A 19,136-nucleotide genomic window follows, 5' to 3' on the forward strand; every position below is an offset into this window, starting at 1 on the left:
GTAGTTTTTTTAATTTTTCACGCGCACAAACGTGAATAAAACAATCTTTTTCCATAATTTTGTTTTACTGATTTATACTGACACTCGCTTTGACCGGGGAGTGTTTATGAATTATAGCGATGGGACGTGCTACGAACATGTCCCATTTCTATTTTATAAATTATCTGATGTATACGTTTTTACCCTCCTTCCTGCACTTGACCACGTGTGTTGCTTCGATTAGATCAAGTACCTTATCTATATTCTCGTACCGGGAGGCTTCAAGCGTGAACCGGCGTTGTTTTAATTCATTGTTTTCGAAAACTACGTCAAATTCATACCAGCGAGACAGTTCTTCCATGATCTGTTCAAGCGGTTGCTCGTCGAAATAGAACATGTCCCGAACCCAAGCGGTAACGACGTTCGTGTCCACTTTTTTTACTTCTATTTCTGCATTACCGGGCAGGGTAATGGCTTGTTCCCCAGGCCGGATAATTCGTGTTGTGATCCCGTTACCGACTTCCACTTTACCGTTCACGAGGGTGGTTTGTACTTCAGAATCCGTTCCGGGGGCTTTCACGTTAAACGTTGTTCCCAGTACGGCGATTGTTGTTCCGGCTGCTTCGACAATGAAATGTCGTGTGGTATCACGTGTTACTTCCAGGTAAGCTTCTCCTGTCAGGAGGATTTTTCGTTCCTGTCCTTTAAATTGTACTGGGAAAGTTAATGTACTCTCGGAATTAAGTTTCACGATCGTGTTGTCGGATAATCGTACCGTGTATTCCCCGTACTTGGGAACGATGATCGTGTGGTAAACTTCTTCTATTTGAACATGTCCTTTTTCTGCGGCAGCGTAGTCAATCTCCTGTTTCCCCGCATGAAGCTTTGCATTCTTGTGTAAAGCTAGGATAGAGGAAGGTTGATCGTCGAGCGTGATTTTATTCCCGTTTTCTAGTACCAGTTGCACGGCGGAGGCGGGTTGTGGTGTGACGATGATTTCTTTTGTCGATCGTGAGAAATAGTAGAACGAGCCTGTTATGGCAAAGAGTAACACGGCGGCGCTTACAGAGATTCGGTAGATGATCCCATGACGTGACCGACTTTTTCTTTTGCCGATGTTATATTTTTTCTCGAATGAAATCCATCCCTCTTCTGTCGAAGGAGGGGTGGAATCCTTGCTCAGTGGTCTTTTATATAATTGTTCGTAGAAAGCCCGGTTCCTTTCACTTCGTTCTACCCATGCCGAAAGTTTTTGTTCTTTCGCCTCCGGTAGAATTCCCAAACGTTGAAGGGCAACCAGTCGGGCAACTTCTAATTTTGTTAGCATGTCTTTTTCCATGTTTCCGATTTCGTTTATTTATATGGAATATGCAATTTCCTATTTGAATACGGATGAGTAGGAAAAGCGGGTGAGTCTATTTTTTGATTTTTTTCAAAAAGAATGATGATTATTGCTCAACGTGCAACATGTGTTTCGCGAAAAGGAGTACGATATAGTCGTGTCCGATGATTTTTCGCAGTTTGGTATACATCTCTTTTTTGAGAGATTTTACCGAGTTAATGGAGATGCCCAGCATGTCGGCAATTTCCTGGTTGGATTTCCCGTCAAGTGATAGATTTGCGATTTCGAGGCTGCGTCCCGTGAGCTGATCTATGGCCGATCGTACGCACCGGATCATTTCCTGGCTGGCAATTTCGTCCAAGAAGGAGTCATTGGATGGCAATACTTCCTTCAATTGTTCGGCATCTTCCAGCTTGAATTTATTGTGCCTCAGGATATCCATGCATATATTTTTTGCCGTGATGTAAATGAATGCGATCGCGTTTTGTTTCGTGTAAGAATCGTTGAGACGTTCGTATAGTTTGAAAAAGGTTTCTTGGGTGACATCCATGGATTGTTCCCTGTCTTTTAGATAAGTGTTACAAAATCCCCACACGGCTTGGAAATAATCCGTGTAAAGTTGTTTGAAAGTGTTTATACCATTTATACAGTCGCTCATGTCGGGAATTTTGTCCACACAAATATATGATGAAAAGTTTAAAACCGGAAATCTTCTTGGTTTAAATGGTCAGATTATGTATATTTGCAATTCAAACAGATCAGAATATGAGATTGAATGCCAACATAAACTTTTTGAATAATTGCAATAATCGTCGATTGCGAAAGGGAAAGTTATGGCGTTGATTTAAGATATTTATTTTTAACCTGTAGCCTCCCTTTTCCGGGGGGCTTTTTTATTTTCTTAAAATTTTGAACTTATGAAACATTTGATTTTACCGGTAGATTATCGTTCCTCGCTAGATGTATGGGAGACGGAACACGCAATTAAATTTATCAAGGATACGTTTCAACTGGCCTTGGCGGCAGAGTTGAAATTGAGACGAATTACGGCACCGTTGGCCGTGCTGTCCGGCACGGGGTTAAATGACAATCTGAGCGGCAAGGAGAGCCCCGTGAGTTTTTCGTTGCGACAGGGAGATGGGCAGGCTGAAATCGTGCAATCGCTGGCAAAATGGAAACGTTACGCTCTTTGGCGGCATCATATACAACCGGGGATGGGGATATACACGGATATGAACGCTTTGCGACCGGACGAGGTGACGGATAATATTCATTCTGTTTACGTGGATCAATGGGATTGGGAAAAGGTGATTACCCCCGAAGAGCGTAATGTCGAGCGACTTTACACTTGCGTGCGACGGATTTATGCGGCATTGAAACGTACGGAATTTTTATTGAGCGAGCGATTCCCGGTTTTATCCCCGTTTCTACCCGAGGAGATTTATTTTATTCACGCGGAGGAGTTAAGACAAAAATATCCTGCTCTTTCACCTAAAGAACGGGAGGAGGCGATCACCCGGGAACAGGGAGCCGTGTTTATCCGGGGAATCGGGGGTGAATTGGGGGATGGAACCTTACATGACGATCGCTCGCCGGATTATGACGATTGGTCGTGGATGGGAGAGGATGGATTACCCGGGTTGAACGGGGATATTCTCGTTTGGAACCCCGTGTTGGATGCAGTGTTGGAGATTTCATCCATGGGGATACGGGTGGATCGGGAATCTTTGAGACATCAATTGCGGGTAAGAGGATGTGAAGAGCGTGAGAAGTTGTATTTTCACTCTCTCTTGTTGCAAGGCCGGTTGCCTCAAACTATGGGAGGGGGCATCGGGCAATCGAGACTCTGCATGTTGTTACTCGGAAAATGTCATATCGGGGAAGTTCAGGCCGGCATATGGCCGGCTGATGTGATCGAGGCTTGTGAACAGGCTGGAGTCTTTCTATTTTAGTTTTTGCCGGAGTGAATTTCTTGTATCATTAATGGTTCGTTTAGTGATGCTCAAAAATAGCAATAATAACACACAAACGCTAAAATTAATGTATTTTTTATTCTTGCCTCAAAATCACGAATATACACCTAATACGGTTGTTTTGTCTGCAATTCTTCTTATAGAAGAAATGACTATATTTAAACGAAGGTTTATTTCTATTATTGATTATGTCGGGAAATGAGGTTTTCGTTGGGGTCGGCTATATATGACAGAAGAACGAGAGAAGATAATCGCTCAACTCTATTGCAAGTTGAAGCATGAGTTACGTGTTTATGCAGCACGTTATTGCCCTGATGAGGCAGAGGACATTGTGCATCAGGCTTTCGTGAACGGCTATAACAAAATCGTGGAAGAGCGGAACGAGTCTGAACAACGTTCTTATCTTTATTCCACGGTGAAGAATTTATGCTTGAATTTTATACGTAATTCCCGCCCGGTCTACATGGATATTTCGCCTGAATTAATGACAGAGTTTATTGTCGTGGATACTCACGACTACATGCACGAGTTTATCGACCGCCTTCCGCGCACGGAACGTGTGATATTGGAGTTGTCCTTGCAAGGCTACGATACAAGGGAAATTGCGGAACAGATCGGGATGGAGTATAATACTGTACGTCATTATAAAAAAGAGGCTTACGCGAAGATCCGACAGGCATTGAAAAAGGAAATCTGATTCTTGCGTTTATTTTTGAATAAAGAATATTGATATGGGATATTTTATTATTTTTGCATCAGTAGGCGTTAGTTACACATAAAATAAAAGAGCGTGGATAATAATGGTCGGTTCGATAGTGCATGTATTCAAAAGTTATTGAATAAAGCACGTATGGGATGGTGGGAAGCAGACTTTCGTAGAGAATGTTACATCTGTTCTGATTTTCTCCGGGATTTATTGGGTTTGGGTGAAGACGGGATTATTAGTTTCGCGGATTTCCGCCGTTTGATCCGGGAAGATTATCGTTTACGTACGACTTATGAATTCCGTTTTGGTAAAACCCAAAACGTGTACGATCAGATTTACCCGATCGAGGTGAAAGGAAACGTGATTTGGGTGCGGGTGAAGTTGTGTTCCAAGGAGATCGATGCAGAGGGAAACATGAAAACATACGGTTTTATGGAGTGTCTGGATATCCCGGAGATGATGGATACGGAAGAGACGGCTATGGAACGGGTGAATAATTTATTCGTTCAACAGAATAGTATTTCCCGTTCGTTATTTTCATTGCTCCGTTCCGGGGATATGAGCAGTGTTATCAACAAGATCCTGGGGGATATTATGCAGCATTATCCCGAGGGATGTACTTATATTGTCGAGTATGACTGGGAACGGCGCACGCAGACCTGTCAGTACGAGGCGGGAAATTACAAGTCATTCAAGAAGAAAGATTACATGGATGATTTCCCGATGAGCAGTATTCCCTGGTGGACGAAACAATTATCCGAGGAGGCTTCCCCGATTATTCTTGCTAGTTTGGATGAATTGCCCGAAGAGGCCAACGTGGAAAAGGAACGCCTTATATGGCAAGGGGTGAAATCTTCGCTTGTCGTGCCGATGTTTTCGAAGGATGGCGTGTCGGGGTATGCCGGTATTGATATTCTGGATAAATCGCACGTGTGGAAAAATGAGGATTACCAGTGGTTTGCCTCGATGGCGAATATTATTAGTATTTGTCTGGAACTCCGCAAATCGGAGGAAAAGGCCCAGAAAGAGAAGCATTTTCTGGCCGATTTGTATAAGCACATGCCGGTGGGTTACGTGCGTATGAAGTTGTTTTATGACGAACGGGGGCACGTGAGGGATTACGTGTTCCTGGATTCGAACCGGATGGCACATACACTTTACAACTCGGAGGGAGAGAGTTGGGTTGGTAAGTATGCTAGTGATGTCGATCCCCATTTTCAGGAACGTTTGCCCGATTTGGAACGCGTGGTACGTGAGGGAGTGGCACGGGATATGAATTACCGGTTGGAGGAGATGGGAAAATATTTCCATTCGGTGATGTATTCTCCGTGTAAAGATGAGGTCGTGTTGATGTTCTCGGACATGACCGACACGTTCTCAGCCCATGAAGCCTTGGATCGTAGCGAGCGTATATTGCGTAATATATACCAGAATCTTCCGGTAGGTATCGAGTTGTATGACAAGGACGGTTACCTGGTAGATTTGAATGAAAAAGAACTTGAGATTTTCGGACTGGAGAAGAAAGAGGACGCTCTGGGAGTTAATTTGTTTGATATCACTCTTTTACCGGAAGAAATGAAGGAGAAAATCAGGAACCGGGAAAATGCCAGTTTCACGCTGGTCTATGATTTCTCTAAATTGAACGGGCTTTACCCAACAAGTAAAAAGGGACAGGTTAATTTACTGACGAAAATAACGACGTTGTATGATGCGCAAAATAATTTGATCAATTATTTGTTGATCAATCTAGATCGTACGGAAGAGACCCAAGCGTATAACCAGATTCAGGAATTCAAGGATTTTTTCACCTTGGTGGGGGATTATGCGATGGTCGGTTACGCTCACTTTAACGCCTTGACGCGGGACGGGTATGGTTTGGATAGCTGGTATAGGAACGTGGGGGAAGAGAGCGGTACACCGTTACCGGAGATTATCGGGGTGCATGCCCATTTTCATCCGGATGACCGGGCTTTGATGCTTGCTTTCTTGGCGGATGTTATATCGGGGAAAAGGTCGCATTTGAGGCATGATATGCGTATTCGTCGTGCTGACGGGCATTACACTTGGACCCGGGTAAACGTGCTTGTGCGGGATTATCGCCCGCAGGATGGGATGATAGAGATGATCTGCATTAATTATGATATCACGGAGTTGAAGGAAACCGAGGCGAAATTGATTAAGGCCAGGGATAAGGCGGAAGAATCGGATCGACTGAAATCGGCTTTTTTGGCAAACATGAGTCACGAGATTCGTACCCCGTTGAATGCGATTGTTGGTTTCTCCAATTTGCTGGCTTACGCTCAGGAAGAGACCGAAAAGTTGCAGTATATCAGTATCGTGGAGGAGAATAACGAATTGTTATTACAATTGATTTCAGATATACTGGATTTGTCGAAGATCGAGGCGGGGACGTTTGAAATGGTGTATAATAACGTGGAAATAAATCAATTGTGCGAGGATGTTGTTGCTTCCTTACAAATGAAGGTTCCGCAAGGAGTGAAACTTCGTTTTGAAAAGTGGCCCGGGGAGTGTCATGTTTATAGTGATAAAAACCGGATACATCAGGTGATATCTAATTTCGTGAATAATGCTTTCAAGTTTACCACTTCGGGAGAGATTGTTGTTCGATCTGTTTTGAAAGGGAAAGAGGTGGAAGTTTCGGTCACGGATACGGGTATGGGGATAGAACCCGAGAAGCAGAAGACTATTTTTGATCGGTTCGTGAAATTGAACAGTTTTGCCCACGGTACGGGATTAGGCTTGTCAATATGCAAGAGTATCGTGGAGCAATTGGGAGGGCGTATCGGGGTAGAATCCGAACCGGGAAAGGGTTCTCGGTTTTGGTTCACACATGCGATAAAATAGTTTTTTTTAGTCCTGTTCATTGCTCTCTGTGACTTATGGTTGAGTTACCCTTTCTCTTGATCAAGAACATAACAACTACATAACACTAACATAGCATAAACACATATTTCGGTCTATGTTCCGTTAGTGTTATGTAGGGATTTCTTTATTGTTCAAGTGTAGCGATTGAGGTGAGATTGCCGAGGTCAGTTTCATCTCAAAGGGGGGGGCATATACTCCCTGAATTTGAGAGAAATTTAAACAGGCTCAAAATATTTTACCTGTTTCATGGTTAATTAAACTTGCTATTACATGAAAATGTGAAGGTAATACGAGGCTCAACACGAAATAATGGTGGAAAAAGATTCTATTTTCGAGCTGAAAAAGAGATAAATAGTAATAAATGTTAAAACTTTAATTTCTTTTCATACATTTTCCCGTTTCGTGTGTAACACGGATACAGAGACAGAGAATATGATGAAAGAATTAAATAAATTAATCACGAAGGATATCTTTGATTGTTTGTCGGAAGATGAGGCGGTGCGACTGGAAGAATTACGCGCTAAGCTGCATATTGATGACGAGGCGTATGGGCGGATGAAGAAGACGATCACGGGTAAGGTTTTGCACGAGCGGATTGTTGCCGCGAGAAGGAAACCGAATCGGGTGATGAAGATGGTACGTTACGCGGCAATATTGATACTGCCTTTGGCTGTTGTGGCTTACGTGTTACTGAGTACTAGTAAACCGACGGAACCTATTACGGTGGTTCGGAATCAAATTGAAGAGAAGTTATCTGCCCCGGTTCGTAAACAACCCGTGTTGGTCCTGAATGATGGCTCCGTGTTGCAGTTAGCCCGTGAAGAGGGGAAGAGAGAGGTTACCTCGAACGCCACGAGCGACGGTAATGAACTGGTTTATTCGAAAAATGATTCGCCGGAAAATCGGGTTACCGTGGAGTATCATACCGTGATGGTGCCCAAAGGCGGGGAATATCACGTGGTCTTGGCGGACGGCACGAAGGTCTGGTTTAACGAAGAGACAGAGTTGAAATATCCCGTGGTATTCGTCGGAGAGAAACGGGAGGTGTATCTAAAAAGCGGCGAGGTATATCTAGAGGTGGCAAGAGACGAGAAGTGTCCTTTTATTGTCCACACGGGGAACGGGGATATTCGGGTTTTGGGAACCCAGTTTAACGTGAAGTACTTGACGGATCAAAAGGTGGCCACGACATTGGTTAAAGGGGGCGTGCAAGTGAAGAAAGGGAATGTCAAGGTGATTTTGCAACCGAATCAACAGGCCGTAGTCGGTGAAGTCGTGAGTAAGATACCTGTCATGGACGTGGAGGACGTGGAAGAGATTATCTGTTGGAAGGATAACATGTTTTTGTTCCGGGACGTGGAGTTGGAACAAATCATGGATAAGTTGGCCGAATGGTACGGTTTTACCGTGTTTTATGAGACCCCGGAAACGAAGAGCGAGAAGTTTTTCGTACGGATAGATAAGTATGCCGAGGTGAATGGGATTTTGGAAGTGATGTCGGAAGTAAGTAATGTCAAATTTAAAATAAGCGGAAAAACAGTAAGCGTGTATAGATGAGAAAAGCGAGTGCTACCAACACTCGCCTTTTTCAAAGCCTCCTAGAAGGCACAAATGTTAAATTCTAATTTACAAATGTATGAAAAAAATGTTTGATTTCTGGGGAAGTCATGTCAAAAAAATTCCCCTTCAAGGTTTATTATGCCTTTTTATATTGTGTTTGAGTCTACCGATTTACGCTCAAAACAAGGAAGGCAAGATAAACATCAACGTGAAGGAAGCCAGCGTGAAAGAGGTCTTGGAGATTATCAAAAAACATGATTATCGTTTGGTGTATTCCACGGCCGTGATTGATGCTTGTAAGAAAAAGATCACGATGGATTTGAAAAAAGCCACGGTGGCGCAAATATTGGACGAGGCTTTCAAGGAAACCGATTTGGTTTACAAGATCGAGAAGAACCTGATCACGATTAAAGAAGTGAAGAAAGACGAATCAATTGTGGCGAAAGGTGTCGTGAAGGACGAGAAGGGAAATCCGATTCCGGGAGTGGCCGTGCTTATCAAGGGTACCGCCACGGGTACGGCCACGGATAACAAGGGAAATTTCCAGATCAAGGTGGCGAAGAACAGCGCGTTGATTTTCTCTTTCCTGGGGATGGAAACAAAGACTGTGTTTGTAAAATCGGAAACTCCGATTAGTGTGGAGATGAAGGAGATGATGAACGAGGTGGAAGAGGTTGTTGTAACAGGTTTTCAAGTATTGAAAAAAAGAGAGTCTACTTCTTCGATTGTTTCTTTGAAAGCGGAAGATATCATGGAACCGGTGGGAACTTCTATTGACCAGATGTTGCAGGGTAAGGTTCCGGGGATGTCAGTAATGCAGATGACCTCGACAGTGGGGGCGGCTCCGAAAATTCGTATTCGTGGTTCTTCCACGATTATTGGTAATCGTGAGCCGGTGTGGGTGTTGGATGGTGTGGTTTTACAAGATCCCGTGCCCTTGGATGCAGCACAGTTGAACAGTATGGATCAGGTGAATCTGATTGGTAATGCTATCTCCGGTTTGAACCCGGAGGATATCGAACGTATCGATGTGTTAAAGGATGCTTCGGCCACGGCATTATACGGGACGAAAGCGGCTAATGGTGTTATCGTGATTACCACGAAGAGGGGAAAACCGGGAGCGCCTTCCATTCGTTATAGTAATTCGATGAATTTTATAGAGAGGCCGAGTTATGATAATTTGTTTTTGATGAATTCTAAGGAAAGAATCGAGGTTTCAGAGGAGATTTATCGAAGGGGATTGGAATTTGTGGGTTTTTCTCCCACGAATGCCGGATTTGAAGGTGCTTTGTATCAGTTACGTGGTGGAATGATCAATCAGAAACAATTTTCTGATGAAGTGCAAAAAATGAAAGAGATGAATACGGATTGGTTTGATTTGTTGTTCCGTAATTCGTTTAGTCATCAGCACACGCTGTCTGTCTCGGGAGCGAATGAACGGGTTGATTTTTATTTTTCTGCAGGTTATGCCGATCAGCAAGGAGCTCCTTTACAGGAGCAAGAGGAACGCTTTAGTTTTATGTCGAACATGGGATTTAAAATATCGAATCGTTTCCGTGCAACAGTTATGTTGGGAGCTAGTATAACGACAACGAATCGTCCTTCTGTGGACTTGTTACAATATGCTTTCAATACTTCTCGCGCTATTCCGGCATATAATGAGGATGGTAGTTGGTTCTTCTATGATTACGAGGCCGGGTATACCGATATCCCTTTACCGTATAATGTATTTAATGAATTGCATCATTCTGGGGCTGAAGATAAAACTAGAAGTGTTAATACAAACATTAATTTAGATTATAAATTTGCGTCTTGGTTGTCGGCTAATGCGGTTCTGTCTTATAATACCAGTTCTACAAAGCGTGAAAGTTGGTATGGCGAACGTAGTTATATGGTTTCTACTTATCGGCAATTACCTTACGGGTATGATAAAAATCAATTGGGTGAAAATTTGGATAATTATAGAAATAATGTCTGCCAGATACCCTATGGAGGTATATTGAATACAAATACGAACGAGGCCGATTCTTTTACAGCACGGGTTTCTTTCAGTGTGAATAAATCATTTAATGATGTACATAGCCTATCTCTCGTAGGAGGTTTGGATATGCAATCCCAAAAAGCAAAGGGGTATAAAAAGGAAGATTGGGGGTATTTACCGGAACGGGGGCAGAAGTTCGTGTCAATATCACGGTTGGATGATTGGCGAGAGGCCGCTTTGCGAATGGTACAGATGAAGCCTACGATTACGGATGCTACGAATAATAGTATTGCTTATTATGGATCTTTGTCTTACGCCTATAAAGGTAAATATATCATGAGTGCCAATATTCGTGGGGAAGGGTCTAACAAGTTGGGAGAACAGGCTCGATTTTTACCTATTTGGTCCGTATCCGCTCGATGGAACGTGACGGATGAGCGTTTTATGGAACCGCTATTAAATGTAATCTCCAATTTGGGTATTCGTAGTTCTTACGGTATTCAAGCGAATGTGACGGATGCGCATAATCCTAATATGATTATTTCTTTGGGATCTTTTGATACAAATTCAGAAGAATACAAAGCAACTCTTCAGTCTTTGCCGAACAAGGGATTGAAATGGGAAAAAACAGAGGCTTTTAATATTTCTGTTGATTTCGATTTGTTTAAAGGAAAGCTTTCGGGATCTTTTGATTCTTGGAGTAAAAAGAGTAAGGATCAATTATTATCTTTGGAGGTGACAAGTACGAATGGAGCGAAATCAGTCACGATTAATGGTGGTGATTTGACAAATAGGGGATGGGAATTGGGATTATCTGCAACCCCGATTAAAACGAAAGATTTTAAATGGAATTTTACATTTAATACGAGTAAAACGTATAATGAAGTTGCTACGACTGCAAATCAAAGTGTGTCTTATGGAGAATATTTGAGCGGTACACTGGTAAAAGATGGGTATTCACTAAATTCCTTCTATTCTTATCGATTCGGGGGGCTAGACGAAAATGGGATTCCAACATATTTGGGTTTGGAGGATCATGATGCAGACGGAAATGTAACGATTACTACCCAAGAACAAGCTTTTGCTTCAGCGATGGCGTATAGTGGAAAACGTGAAGCGGATCTTACGGGTGGTTTATCCATGGGGTTTCATTACAAAAAATTGAGTCTTAATACAACATTTGTATTGTCTATTGGTTCCAAGATACGTTTGAACGATTTGTACCAAGGGAGTAGTTTTAAAATCCCTTATCCCGGGCAAAATATGGGATCTGATTTCGTGAAACGTTGGAGGAAACCGGGGGATGAGAAGTACACTAATATTCCTGCATTGACAGATGAATTTTATTCCGTAGCAGGAATGTACAGGGGAGGGGATAATCCAATAAATAAAACGGATATTATGAATAACGTGTCATCAAATTATTGGCAAATGTATAATAATGCAGACATGCGGGTGGTTTCCGGAAACTTTTTACGATGTAAATCCTTATCGTTATCTTATTCATTTGATAATGATATCGTTCGAAAGTTATATCTGAAATCATTGTCCATGAGTTTAGCTGTGAGTAATCCTTTTGTGATCAAACCGAAAGGGTTGCATGGACGTGATCCGGAGCAAGTGACAATGGGGTCAGGGACGATTCCTCCTCAACAAACCTATTCGTTTACAATGAATGTAACCTTTTAACTGAGATAAGAGATGAAACAGATAGTATATATAATTTCTTTATATTTTATGTGTATCTCTTGTAGTGATTTTCTCGACTACAAGGATAACGACAAGGTGATACCAGATGAATTGGATCAGTATAGCGAACTGGTATTGGGAGAATTGATACAACAATCTATGGGTGCCTCATGCTATAATTTATGGATCATGAGTGATGATTTTGGAACATTTGTTCCTTCGTGGATAGGGGATCGTACGGTAGATACTCGGGAATCATATCAGAATTGGTATGGATGGGCTAAAGAGAGTCAGATTACTCCTAAAGGAGATGAAAAGATTGATCCCGCTTGGGAACATTTTTATCACAAGGTGTTAATGTGTAATATCATTGAGGCTGATGTTAATAAATTTGCGGATGATGCGGAAGGTGTAAAACATCGTTTGTTAGGAGAAGTACAAGCGCTTCGGGCGATGTCTTACTGGTATTTATTGAATATGTATGGAGAACCTTATCGTGGTGAGGAACAGGCCAGAACTGCCATGGGTGTACCTATTAATAAGGAAACGAGTATAAAAGATGAATTATACGAGAGGGCTACATTGCGTGAAGTGTATGGATTGATAGAAGAAAATTTGAAAAGCGCTTTGCAGCATTTAGAGCAAGGTGAGCAAAAGAATACTATTTTCCGTCCCAATAAAGATGTCGTCCGTTTGTTCTTGTCGCGTATTTACTTGGAGCAAAAGAGGTACGATGATGTGATTACGGTTTGTAATGATGCTTTGAAAGAAACAATGCGAACCATTATTCCTGTGAGCGAGATGTTAACTTATCAGGATAGTCAAAAACCGATGTTGAATAAGGATAATAATAGTATGATTTTTTCCTGGTTTAATCGGGACGGTTATCCGGGCTCTTCTGTTTCGGACTATAGTTCTGGTAGATATTGTCCGGCAGAGGATTTGGTTGCGCTATTTGTGAGTAATGATATACGTAAATATCCTAATGTTTCATGGGATGGTAATAAACACAATATTCGGAAATATGGAGCATCGACATCTGGATGTGGAGATATGAATTATAGGGTTGAAGAAATTTATTTTAATCGAGCAGAAGCCTATATCGAGAAAGGTGAATGGAAGTTGGGAATGAAAGATATTAATGAGGTTTATTCGAAACGCTTGGAAGATGGGAGCGGACATTTGGAGGCTACGAATGTAGATGATGCTAGAACGTATCTGCGTAATGAAAAAAGAAAAGAGTTTTGTTTTGAAGATATTCGTTGGTTTGATATTCGACGTTGGGGATTGGTGATAGAACATAAATTTTATAATTTCAGTATGGATGGAACTTACTTTACATATATTTTGGAAGCGGAGAGTCCGAATTATGTATTGCCGTTACCGTTGGATATTCAACGACGTAATTATAAAATAGAGCAACCGAAACGGGTTGAAATCCAAACCAAATAAATGCAAGAATAGTTATGAAAAAAGTATTAATGTTTTTGTGGTGTGGACTGTTGTTTGTCGGATGTTTTGATGATGAGACAATTCATGCCGAATATGTGGAATATGGAAGAGTCTACGATACAACGTCAACAGACCCCGTGGTGCGGTATCTTTCTCAATATTATTGTAAATATGGAAAATTGTTGATCTTAGATCCGGATACGGCAGATTATATGTTTAACTTCCAGTCGAAGAATGATGTACACATGGTTCAACCTAAGCAGGAAACAGAGAGTCTTTTAAAGAGATTGCAGTTTATAGAAGAAATGTTTCTTAACGGGTATCGTGATGATGTGAAATATAATTTGTTTCCGAATGCGATAATTGTAGCGGATTCGATACAAAATCTTAACACGGGTCAATATGTCAATATCTATACTACTACTTATTATATCGCTTTTTTGGTGAATGATGGGAGTCTGGATATGAGTGAAGAAGAAAAAGAAACGCTCTCAAGAAGTTGGAATAAGACTTTTTTGGATTATTGTACGAAAAAGATTGGATGGATGGTTCCGGAGGAGTTTTATCTTTACCCGACAGATGAGGAGTTCGGCAAGAAAGAGAATTGGTGGTATCCGTTTCCGGGAGCAAAAGAAGAAGATGTTGCGGATATGAATCTTGTTTGGGAAAAAGGATATCCTACCGCAAAATGGGATTGGAATTTTGGAGATAATTGGACTATGGAATGGGGATATGCCATGTCTTCTTCTAAAGCCGGATATTTGGAGAAGTTTTTTGAGTTTTTATTTACTACTCCACAGGAAACTATAGATAAAGCTATTGCGGATCACGAGAAATTAAAAAAAGCACATGATATATTGGATCAAGCGTTGAAAGATGATTTCGGGATTGATTACCGTACGATGACGTATAAATCAAAAAAGTGATTGAAGGAAAGTCTTGGAACAAGAGTGTGCTCTCGGGAAAAGGGCATTCTCTTACTTTTAGTGTTAAAAAATGTATTGTTATTGAATAGTTAATTGATTATCTGTATGAATAAATTATTGTATGTTATAATATTACTATGTTTTAGTGTTACTAGTGTGAGTGCCGCGGATGGAATGTGGGGAAAGAAGAAAAAGAAGAAAGCGGGGACGGAGAAGGTGGAATCGAAAGATTCCACCTCTAAAACGGCTTCCGTGAGCGAGTACGAGAAGTTTATGAAGGATGCGGAGGTGAAGAAGGGAATGTTCAACGTGATCAAGAAGAAGGATAAGATTTATCTGGAGATTCCAAAGATGATTATGAGCCGGGATTTCTTGATCAGTTCACGGGTTTCTTCGACGAGTCGCACGTGGCAGATTGATCCGGGGACGATTAACAGGGAACCGTTGTTGATCACGTTCTCTTGTGACGAGAATAAGGTGTACATGCATTTTCCGCATTTGGAATACCAGTGCAAAGAGAATTCGGAGATGTACGAGGCGTTTAAGAGACATAGCAACCCGCCGATCTGGAAAGCGTTTAAGATTGAAGTGATGTCGAAGGATTCTAGTAGTTGCGTGATTGATGCAACTTCTTTATTCTTATCATGGATAGCGGAGTTCTCCCCGTTCCCCGATCTTCCGGCTGCCGCTCGTGCGGTTGTGGCTTTTGGCGGTTCGTTCCAGAGTGACCGTTCCAGGATCGAGGAGTTTAAGGCTTTCGAGGATAATATTATCGTGAAGAGTATGATGACTTACACGACGGAGAAAGAGGGGCCGTTAACCACGATCGAGGCGCGTAATATTATTCTATTGCCGGAGACGCCGATGGTTCCCCGGTATGCTGACGAGCGGGTCGGATTTTTTGATGCCACTCGTTTTTTGTTTGACGAGCATCAGGATCAATTGCAACGTTACGGGATTATTAATCGCTGGGATTTGCAACCGAAAGATATGAGTAAGTATCTGGCCGGGGAGTTGGTGGAACCTGTGAAACCGATTGTGTGGTACGTGGACCCGTCTATTCCGGCCAAATGGAGGAAGTACGTGAAGCTGGGAATTGCCGACTGGAATATCGCTTTCGAGGCGATCGGGTTCAAGAACGCGATTATCGTGAAAGATTACCCGACGGATGATCCGAATTTTGATCCGGATGATATTCATTATAATTGTTACCGTTTCGTGGCTTCCGCTCGCGAGAATTCAATGGGACCGTCGTGGATAGATCCTCGTTCCGGGGAGATATTGTGTGGGGATGTGATTTCTTGGTACGGTGTCGTGAGTCTGTTGAATAAATGGCGGATGATTCAAACAGGGGCGGTAGATCCTACGGTGCGTTGTCCCGTGATGACGGACGAGAATATGGGCGAGGCTATGCGTTACGTGGCAGCTCATGAAATTGGCCACACGCTGGGGTTGATGCATAATTTCGGAGCTTCGGCAGCCTACCCGGTGGAGAAATTGAGAGATCCGGAATTCACACAAAAGTACGGGACTACACCTTCTATCATGGATTACGCTCGTTTTAACTACGTGGCGCAACCGGGAGATATGGAGAAAGGCGTGAAGTTGACTCCCCCGTTGATTGGTGAGTATGACAAGTTTGCAATCAAGTATGGTTATAAGGTACTTCCGAACGTGAAGAATGCGGATGACGAGAAGGAGATTTTGCGGGGATGGGTGAGAGAACAGATCGGGAACAAGATGTGTTTCTATGGGAAACAAGTATTCCGATTCAATTTTGATCCCCGTTCTCAGGCAGAAGATTTGAGTGATGACGTGATAAAGGCAAATACGTATGGAATCAAAAATCTGAAATACGTGGCAGCTAATTTTGCGGATTGGATGGCCGTGAACGAGGAAGGATACGAGGCTGTTAAAGGGACCTATAAAGAGATTATAGAGCAATTTTTCCGTTTCATGGGACATGCCATGGTGAACGTGGGCGGTATGTATATTAATCCGAAATATTACGGGGATGATGTTGCTCTTTACGAGTATGTACCCAAAGATAAGCAAACGGCTGCTTTGAAGTTCATTTTGAAGAATTTGAATGAATTCCAATATTGGATTACAAATGATAAGGTTACGGCGATTATCGGACCGACGGCAAAGGCTTACGTGGCTCAAACGCAATTCTTTAGCGAGATGTTGACCCGAGAGGTGATCGGGCGTTTCCAGATTAACGAGATCGACGGGAAAAATGTGTTTACCGTGGATAATTACCTGGGAATTATTTTTGATGCCATGTTTACCCGAAAGACGGGTAATTTGAACCTGAGCGATATGGCGTTTCAAAATACGTTCGTGGATAATTTGAAGGAGTTCATGGATAAGGGGGAGTTCAAGAGTGCGGGAAGTAGCTCGTTGACGGGATTGGCGCACGAAACGACTTGCAGTTGTCATGCGTATTGTGAGTCACGTCATCATTTTGATGCGACCGATCCGTTGGGAGAAATTGTTTTATCACCGAGAATTGATCGATCAAGTAAACGTCCGGTCGTGATGAAATATATGCGCAAAGTGTACCACATGGCTAAGAACCGAACGAATGTTGGAAATGATAAAACTCGTGAACATTATCGCTTGTTAGTGTTAAAATTGAATTATTTATTCGATTAATTAATTTATAGAGATTTGTGTTTTTTTATTCCCGCTATTCGTTAGAATTGCGGGAATTTCTTTTTAATATATCTGATAGTTAATTTGTTATTGCTTTACAGGATTCCTGTTTTTTGTTAATTATTCAGGTGTTTTGAAGGATAATAATGAATTTCTTATAGAATTTTGAAACAAAATTAGGTATTGTTTCGTATAACGGATTAAGTATATTTTTTTAATTTGAAGATATAATATATCTTTGTATCCATTTTAAGGATAATTAGTTGTGTGCTAGATGTGAAACATAATATCATGTAAGTTAATGGGTATGTCAGAAGAGAAGAAAATTATTTTTTCCATGATGGGGGTGAGTAAAACAATACCACCACAAAGAAAGATTATAAAGGATATTTATCTTTCCTTTTTTTACGGTGCCAAGATTGGCGTGATCGGTTTGAATGGTTCGGGAAAATCGACGTTGTTGAAGATTATCGCCGGGTTGGATCCGAATTACGAGGGGAAGGTAATTTGGTCGAAAGAACATTCTATCGGGTACCTGCCTCAGGAACCGCAACTGGATGACACGAAAACCGTGATCGAGGTCGTGCGGGAAGGTGTGCAGGGCGTGATGGATTTGCTGAAAGAGTACGAGGAGGTGAACATGAAGTTTGCCGAGCCGATGAGTGACGATGAGATGGAGAAGTTGATGGCTCGTCAGGGCGAATTGACCGAGTTGATAGAGCATCACGGGGGATGGGAGATTGACCAGAAACTGGAACGGGCGATGGATGCCTTGCGTTGTCCGGAACCGGACGCGGAGGTGAAAGTGCTTTCCGGAGGTGAACGCCGCCGGGTAGCTTTGTGTCGTCTGTTGTTGCAGGAACCGGATATCTTGTTGCTGGACGAGCCGACGAACCATTTGGATGCCGAGTCGGTGGAATGGTTGGAACAGCATTTGCATCAATACCCGGGTACGGTGATTTGCGTGACGCATGACCGTTACTTCTTGGATAACGTGGCCGGTTGGATTCTGGAGCTGGATCGTGGGGAGGGAATTCCATGGGAAGGGAATTATTCTTCTTGGTTGGAGCAGAAGGCTAATCGTTTGGCGCAGGAGGAGAAGCAGGCCAGCAAGCGCAGGAAGACGCTGGAACGGGAGTTGGAATGGGTGCGGATGGCCCCCAAGGCTCGTCAGGCGAAAAGTAAGGCTCGTCTGAAGGCTTATGATCGAATGATGGATGAGGATGTTAAAGAGAAGGAGGAGAAATTGGAGATATTTATCCCGAACGGTCCCCGGTTAGGTAACAAGGTGATCGAGGCTGATCACGTGGCCAAAGCGTTCGGGGATAAGGTGTTGTTCGATGATCTGGAATTCAAGTTGCCACCGGCAGGTATCGTCGGGGTGATCGGGCCGAATGGTGCGGGAAAGACTACTTTGTTCCGCTTGATTATGGGGGCGGAGCAAGCGGATAAGGGAACTTTCGAAGTGGGACCCACGGTGAAAGTGGCTTATGTGGACCAGCAGCACAAGGCGATAGATCCGGAGAAGACGGTTTATCAGGTGATTTCCGGTGGGAGTGATTTGATAAATCTTGGTGGCCGGGAGGTGAATGCACGGGCTTATGTTTCGAAGTTCAATTTCTCCGGGACGGATCAAGAGAAGAAGTGCGGCGTGTTGTCCGGGGGAGAACGTAACCGCCTGCACCTGGCGCTGGCCTTGAAGGAGGATGCTAACGTGCTATTGTTGGATGAGCCGACGAATGATATTGACGTGAACACGCTGCGGGCGTTGGAAGAGGGATTGGAGAATTTTGCGGGGTGTGCTGTTGTCGTTTCGCATGATCGTTGGTTCCTGGATCGAATTGCGACTCATATCCTCGCTTTCGAGGGAGATTCCAAGGTCGTTTATTTCGAGGGGAGTTACTCCGAATACGAGGAAAGCAAGAAGAAACGTTTGGGAGATGTGACTCCGAAGCGTATACGTTATAAGAAATTAATCGGTTAA

The 19,136-nt window shown here is 42.7% G+C and carries 11 protein-coding genes; 9 read left to right on the forward strand and 2 right to left on the reverse strand.

Annotated elements, in window-relative coordinates:
• Positions 1-160: 160 nt before the first annotated feature.
• Both DWW52_RS01470 and DWW52_RS01475 read right to left on the reverse strand, forming a co-directional pair.
• Complete coding sequence (locus DWW52_RS01470) at positions 161-1,306, reverse strand: FecR family protein (RefSeq protein WP_158582450.1); 1,146 nt, start codon at positions 1,304-1,306, stop codon at positions 161-163.
• 121 nt (positions 1,307-1,427) lie between these two features.
• Positions 1,428-1,979 (reverse strand): RNA polymerase sigma factor, encoded by a 552-nt coding sequence (locus DWW52_RS01475; RefSeq protein WP_118713699.1) that lies wholly within the window; start codon positions 1,977-1,979, stop codon positions 1,428-1,430.
• Between the two features lie 259 nt (positions 1,980-2,238).
• Between DWW52_RS01475 and asnA the strand changes: the two genes are divergently transcribed.
• The 9 genes from asnA (at position 2,239) to ettA (ending at position 19,136) form a co-directional block, all read left to right on the forward strand.
• Positions 2,239-3,273 carry an aspartate--ammonia ligase gene (gene asnA, locus DWW52_RS01480; RefSeq protein WP_118713700.1) on the forward strand — a complete coding sequence of 345 codons (1,035 nt, stop codon included), beginning with the start codon at positions 2,239-2,241 and terminating at the stop codon, positions 3,271-3,273.
• Positions 3,274-3,520: 247 nt separating this feature from the next.
• Positions 3,521-3,991, forward strand: coding sequence for an RNA polymerase sigma factor (locus DWW52_RS01490; protein ID WP_118713702.1), 471 nt, complete (start codon positions 3,521-3,523; stop codon positions 3,989-3,991).
• 93 nt (positions 3,992-4,084) lie between these two features.
• The gene (locus tag DWW52_RS01495) at positions 4,085-6,865 is read left to right on the forward strand and encodes an ATP-binding protein (RefSeq protein ID WP_233556647.1); all 2,781 of its coding nucleotides are present in this window, start codon (positions 4,085-4,087) and stop codon (positions 6,863-6,865) included.
• 453 nt (positions 6,866-7,318) lie between these two features.
• Entirely contained in the window at positions 7,319-8,443 is a 1,125-nt protein-coding gene (locus DWW52_RS01500; RefSeq protein ID WP_148315306.1) for a FecR family protein, read from the forward strand.
• Positions 8,444-8,522: 79 nt separating this feature from the next.
• Complete coding sequence (locus tag DWW52_RS01505) at positions 8,523-12,116, forward strand: SusC/RagA family TonB-linked outer membrane protein (protein ID WP_118713704.1); 3,594 nt, start codon at positions 8,523-8,525, stop codon at positions 12,114-12,116.
• Between the two features lie 12 nt (positions 12,117-12,128).
• The gene (locus tag DWW52_RS01510; RefSeq protein ID WP_118713705.1) at positions 12,129-13,568 is read left to right on the forward strand and encodes a RagB/SusD family nutrient uptake outer membrane protein; all 1,440 of its coding nucleotides are present in this window, start codon (positions 12,129-12,131) and stop codon (positions 13,566-13,568) included.
• A 14-nt stretch (positions 13,569-13,582) separates the two neighbouring features.
• Positions 13,583-14,494: a hypothetical protein gene (locus tag DWW52_RS01515; protein ID WP_148315307.1), complete on the forward strand. Its 912-nt coding sequence runs from the start codon at positions 13,583-13,585 to the stop codon at positions 14,492-14,494.
• Positions 14,495-14,599: 105 nt separating this feature from the next.
• Positions 14,600-17,152: a zinc-dependent metalloprotease gene (locus tag DWW52_RS01520; protein ID WP_118713707.1), complete on the forward strand. Its 2,553-nt coding sequence runs from the start codon at positions 14,600-14,602 to the stop codon at positions 17,150-17,152.
• A gap of 307 nt (positions 17,153-17,459) precedes the next feature.
• Positions 17,460-19,136 (forward strand): energy-dependent translational throttle protein EttA, encoded by a 1,677-nt coding sequence (gene ettA, locus DWW52_RS01525; protein WP_118714278.1) that lies wholly within the window; start codon positions 17,460-17,462, stop codon positions 19,134-19,136.

This window comes from Odoribacter sp. AF15-53 (assembly GCF_003479425.1).
Taxonomy (GTDB): domain Bacteria; phylum Bacteroidota; class Bacteroidia; order Bacteroidales; family Marinifilaceae; genus Butyricimonas.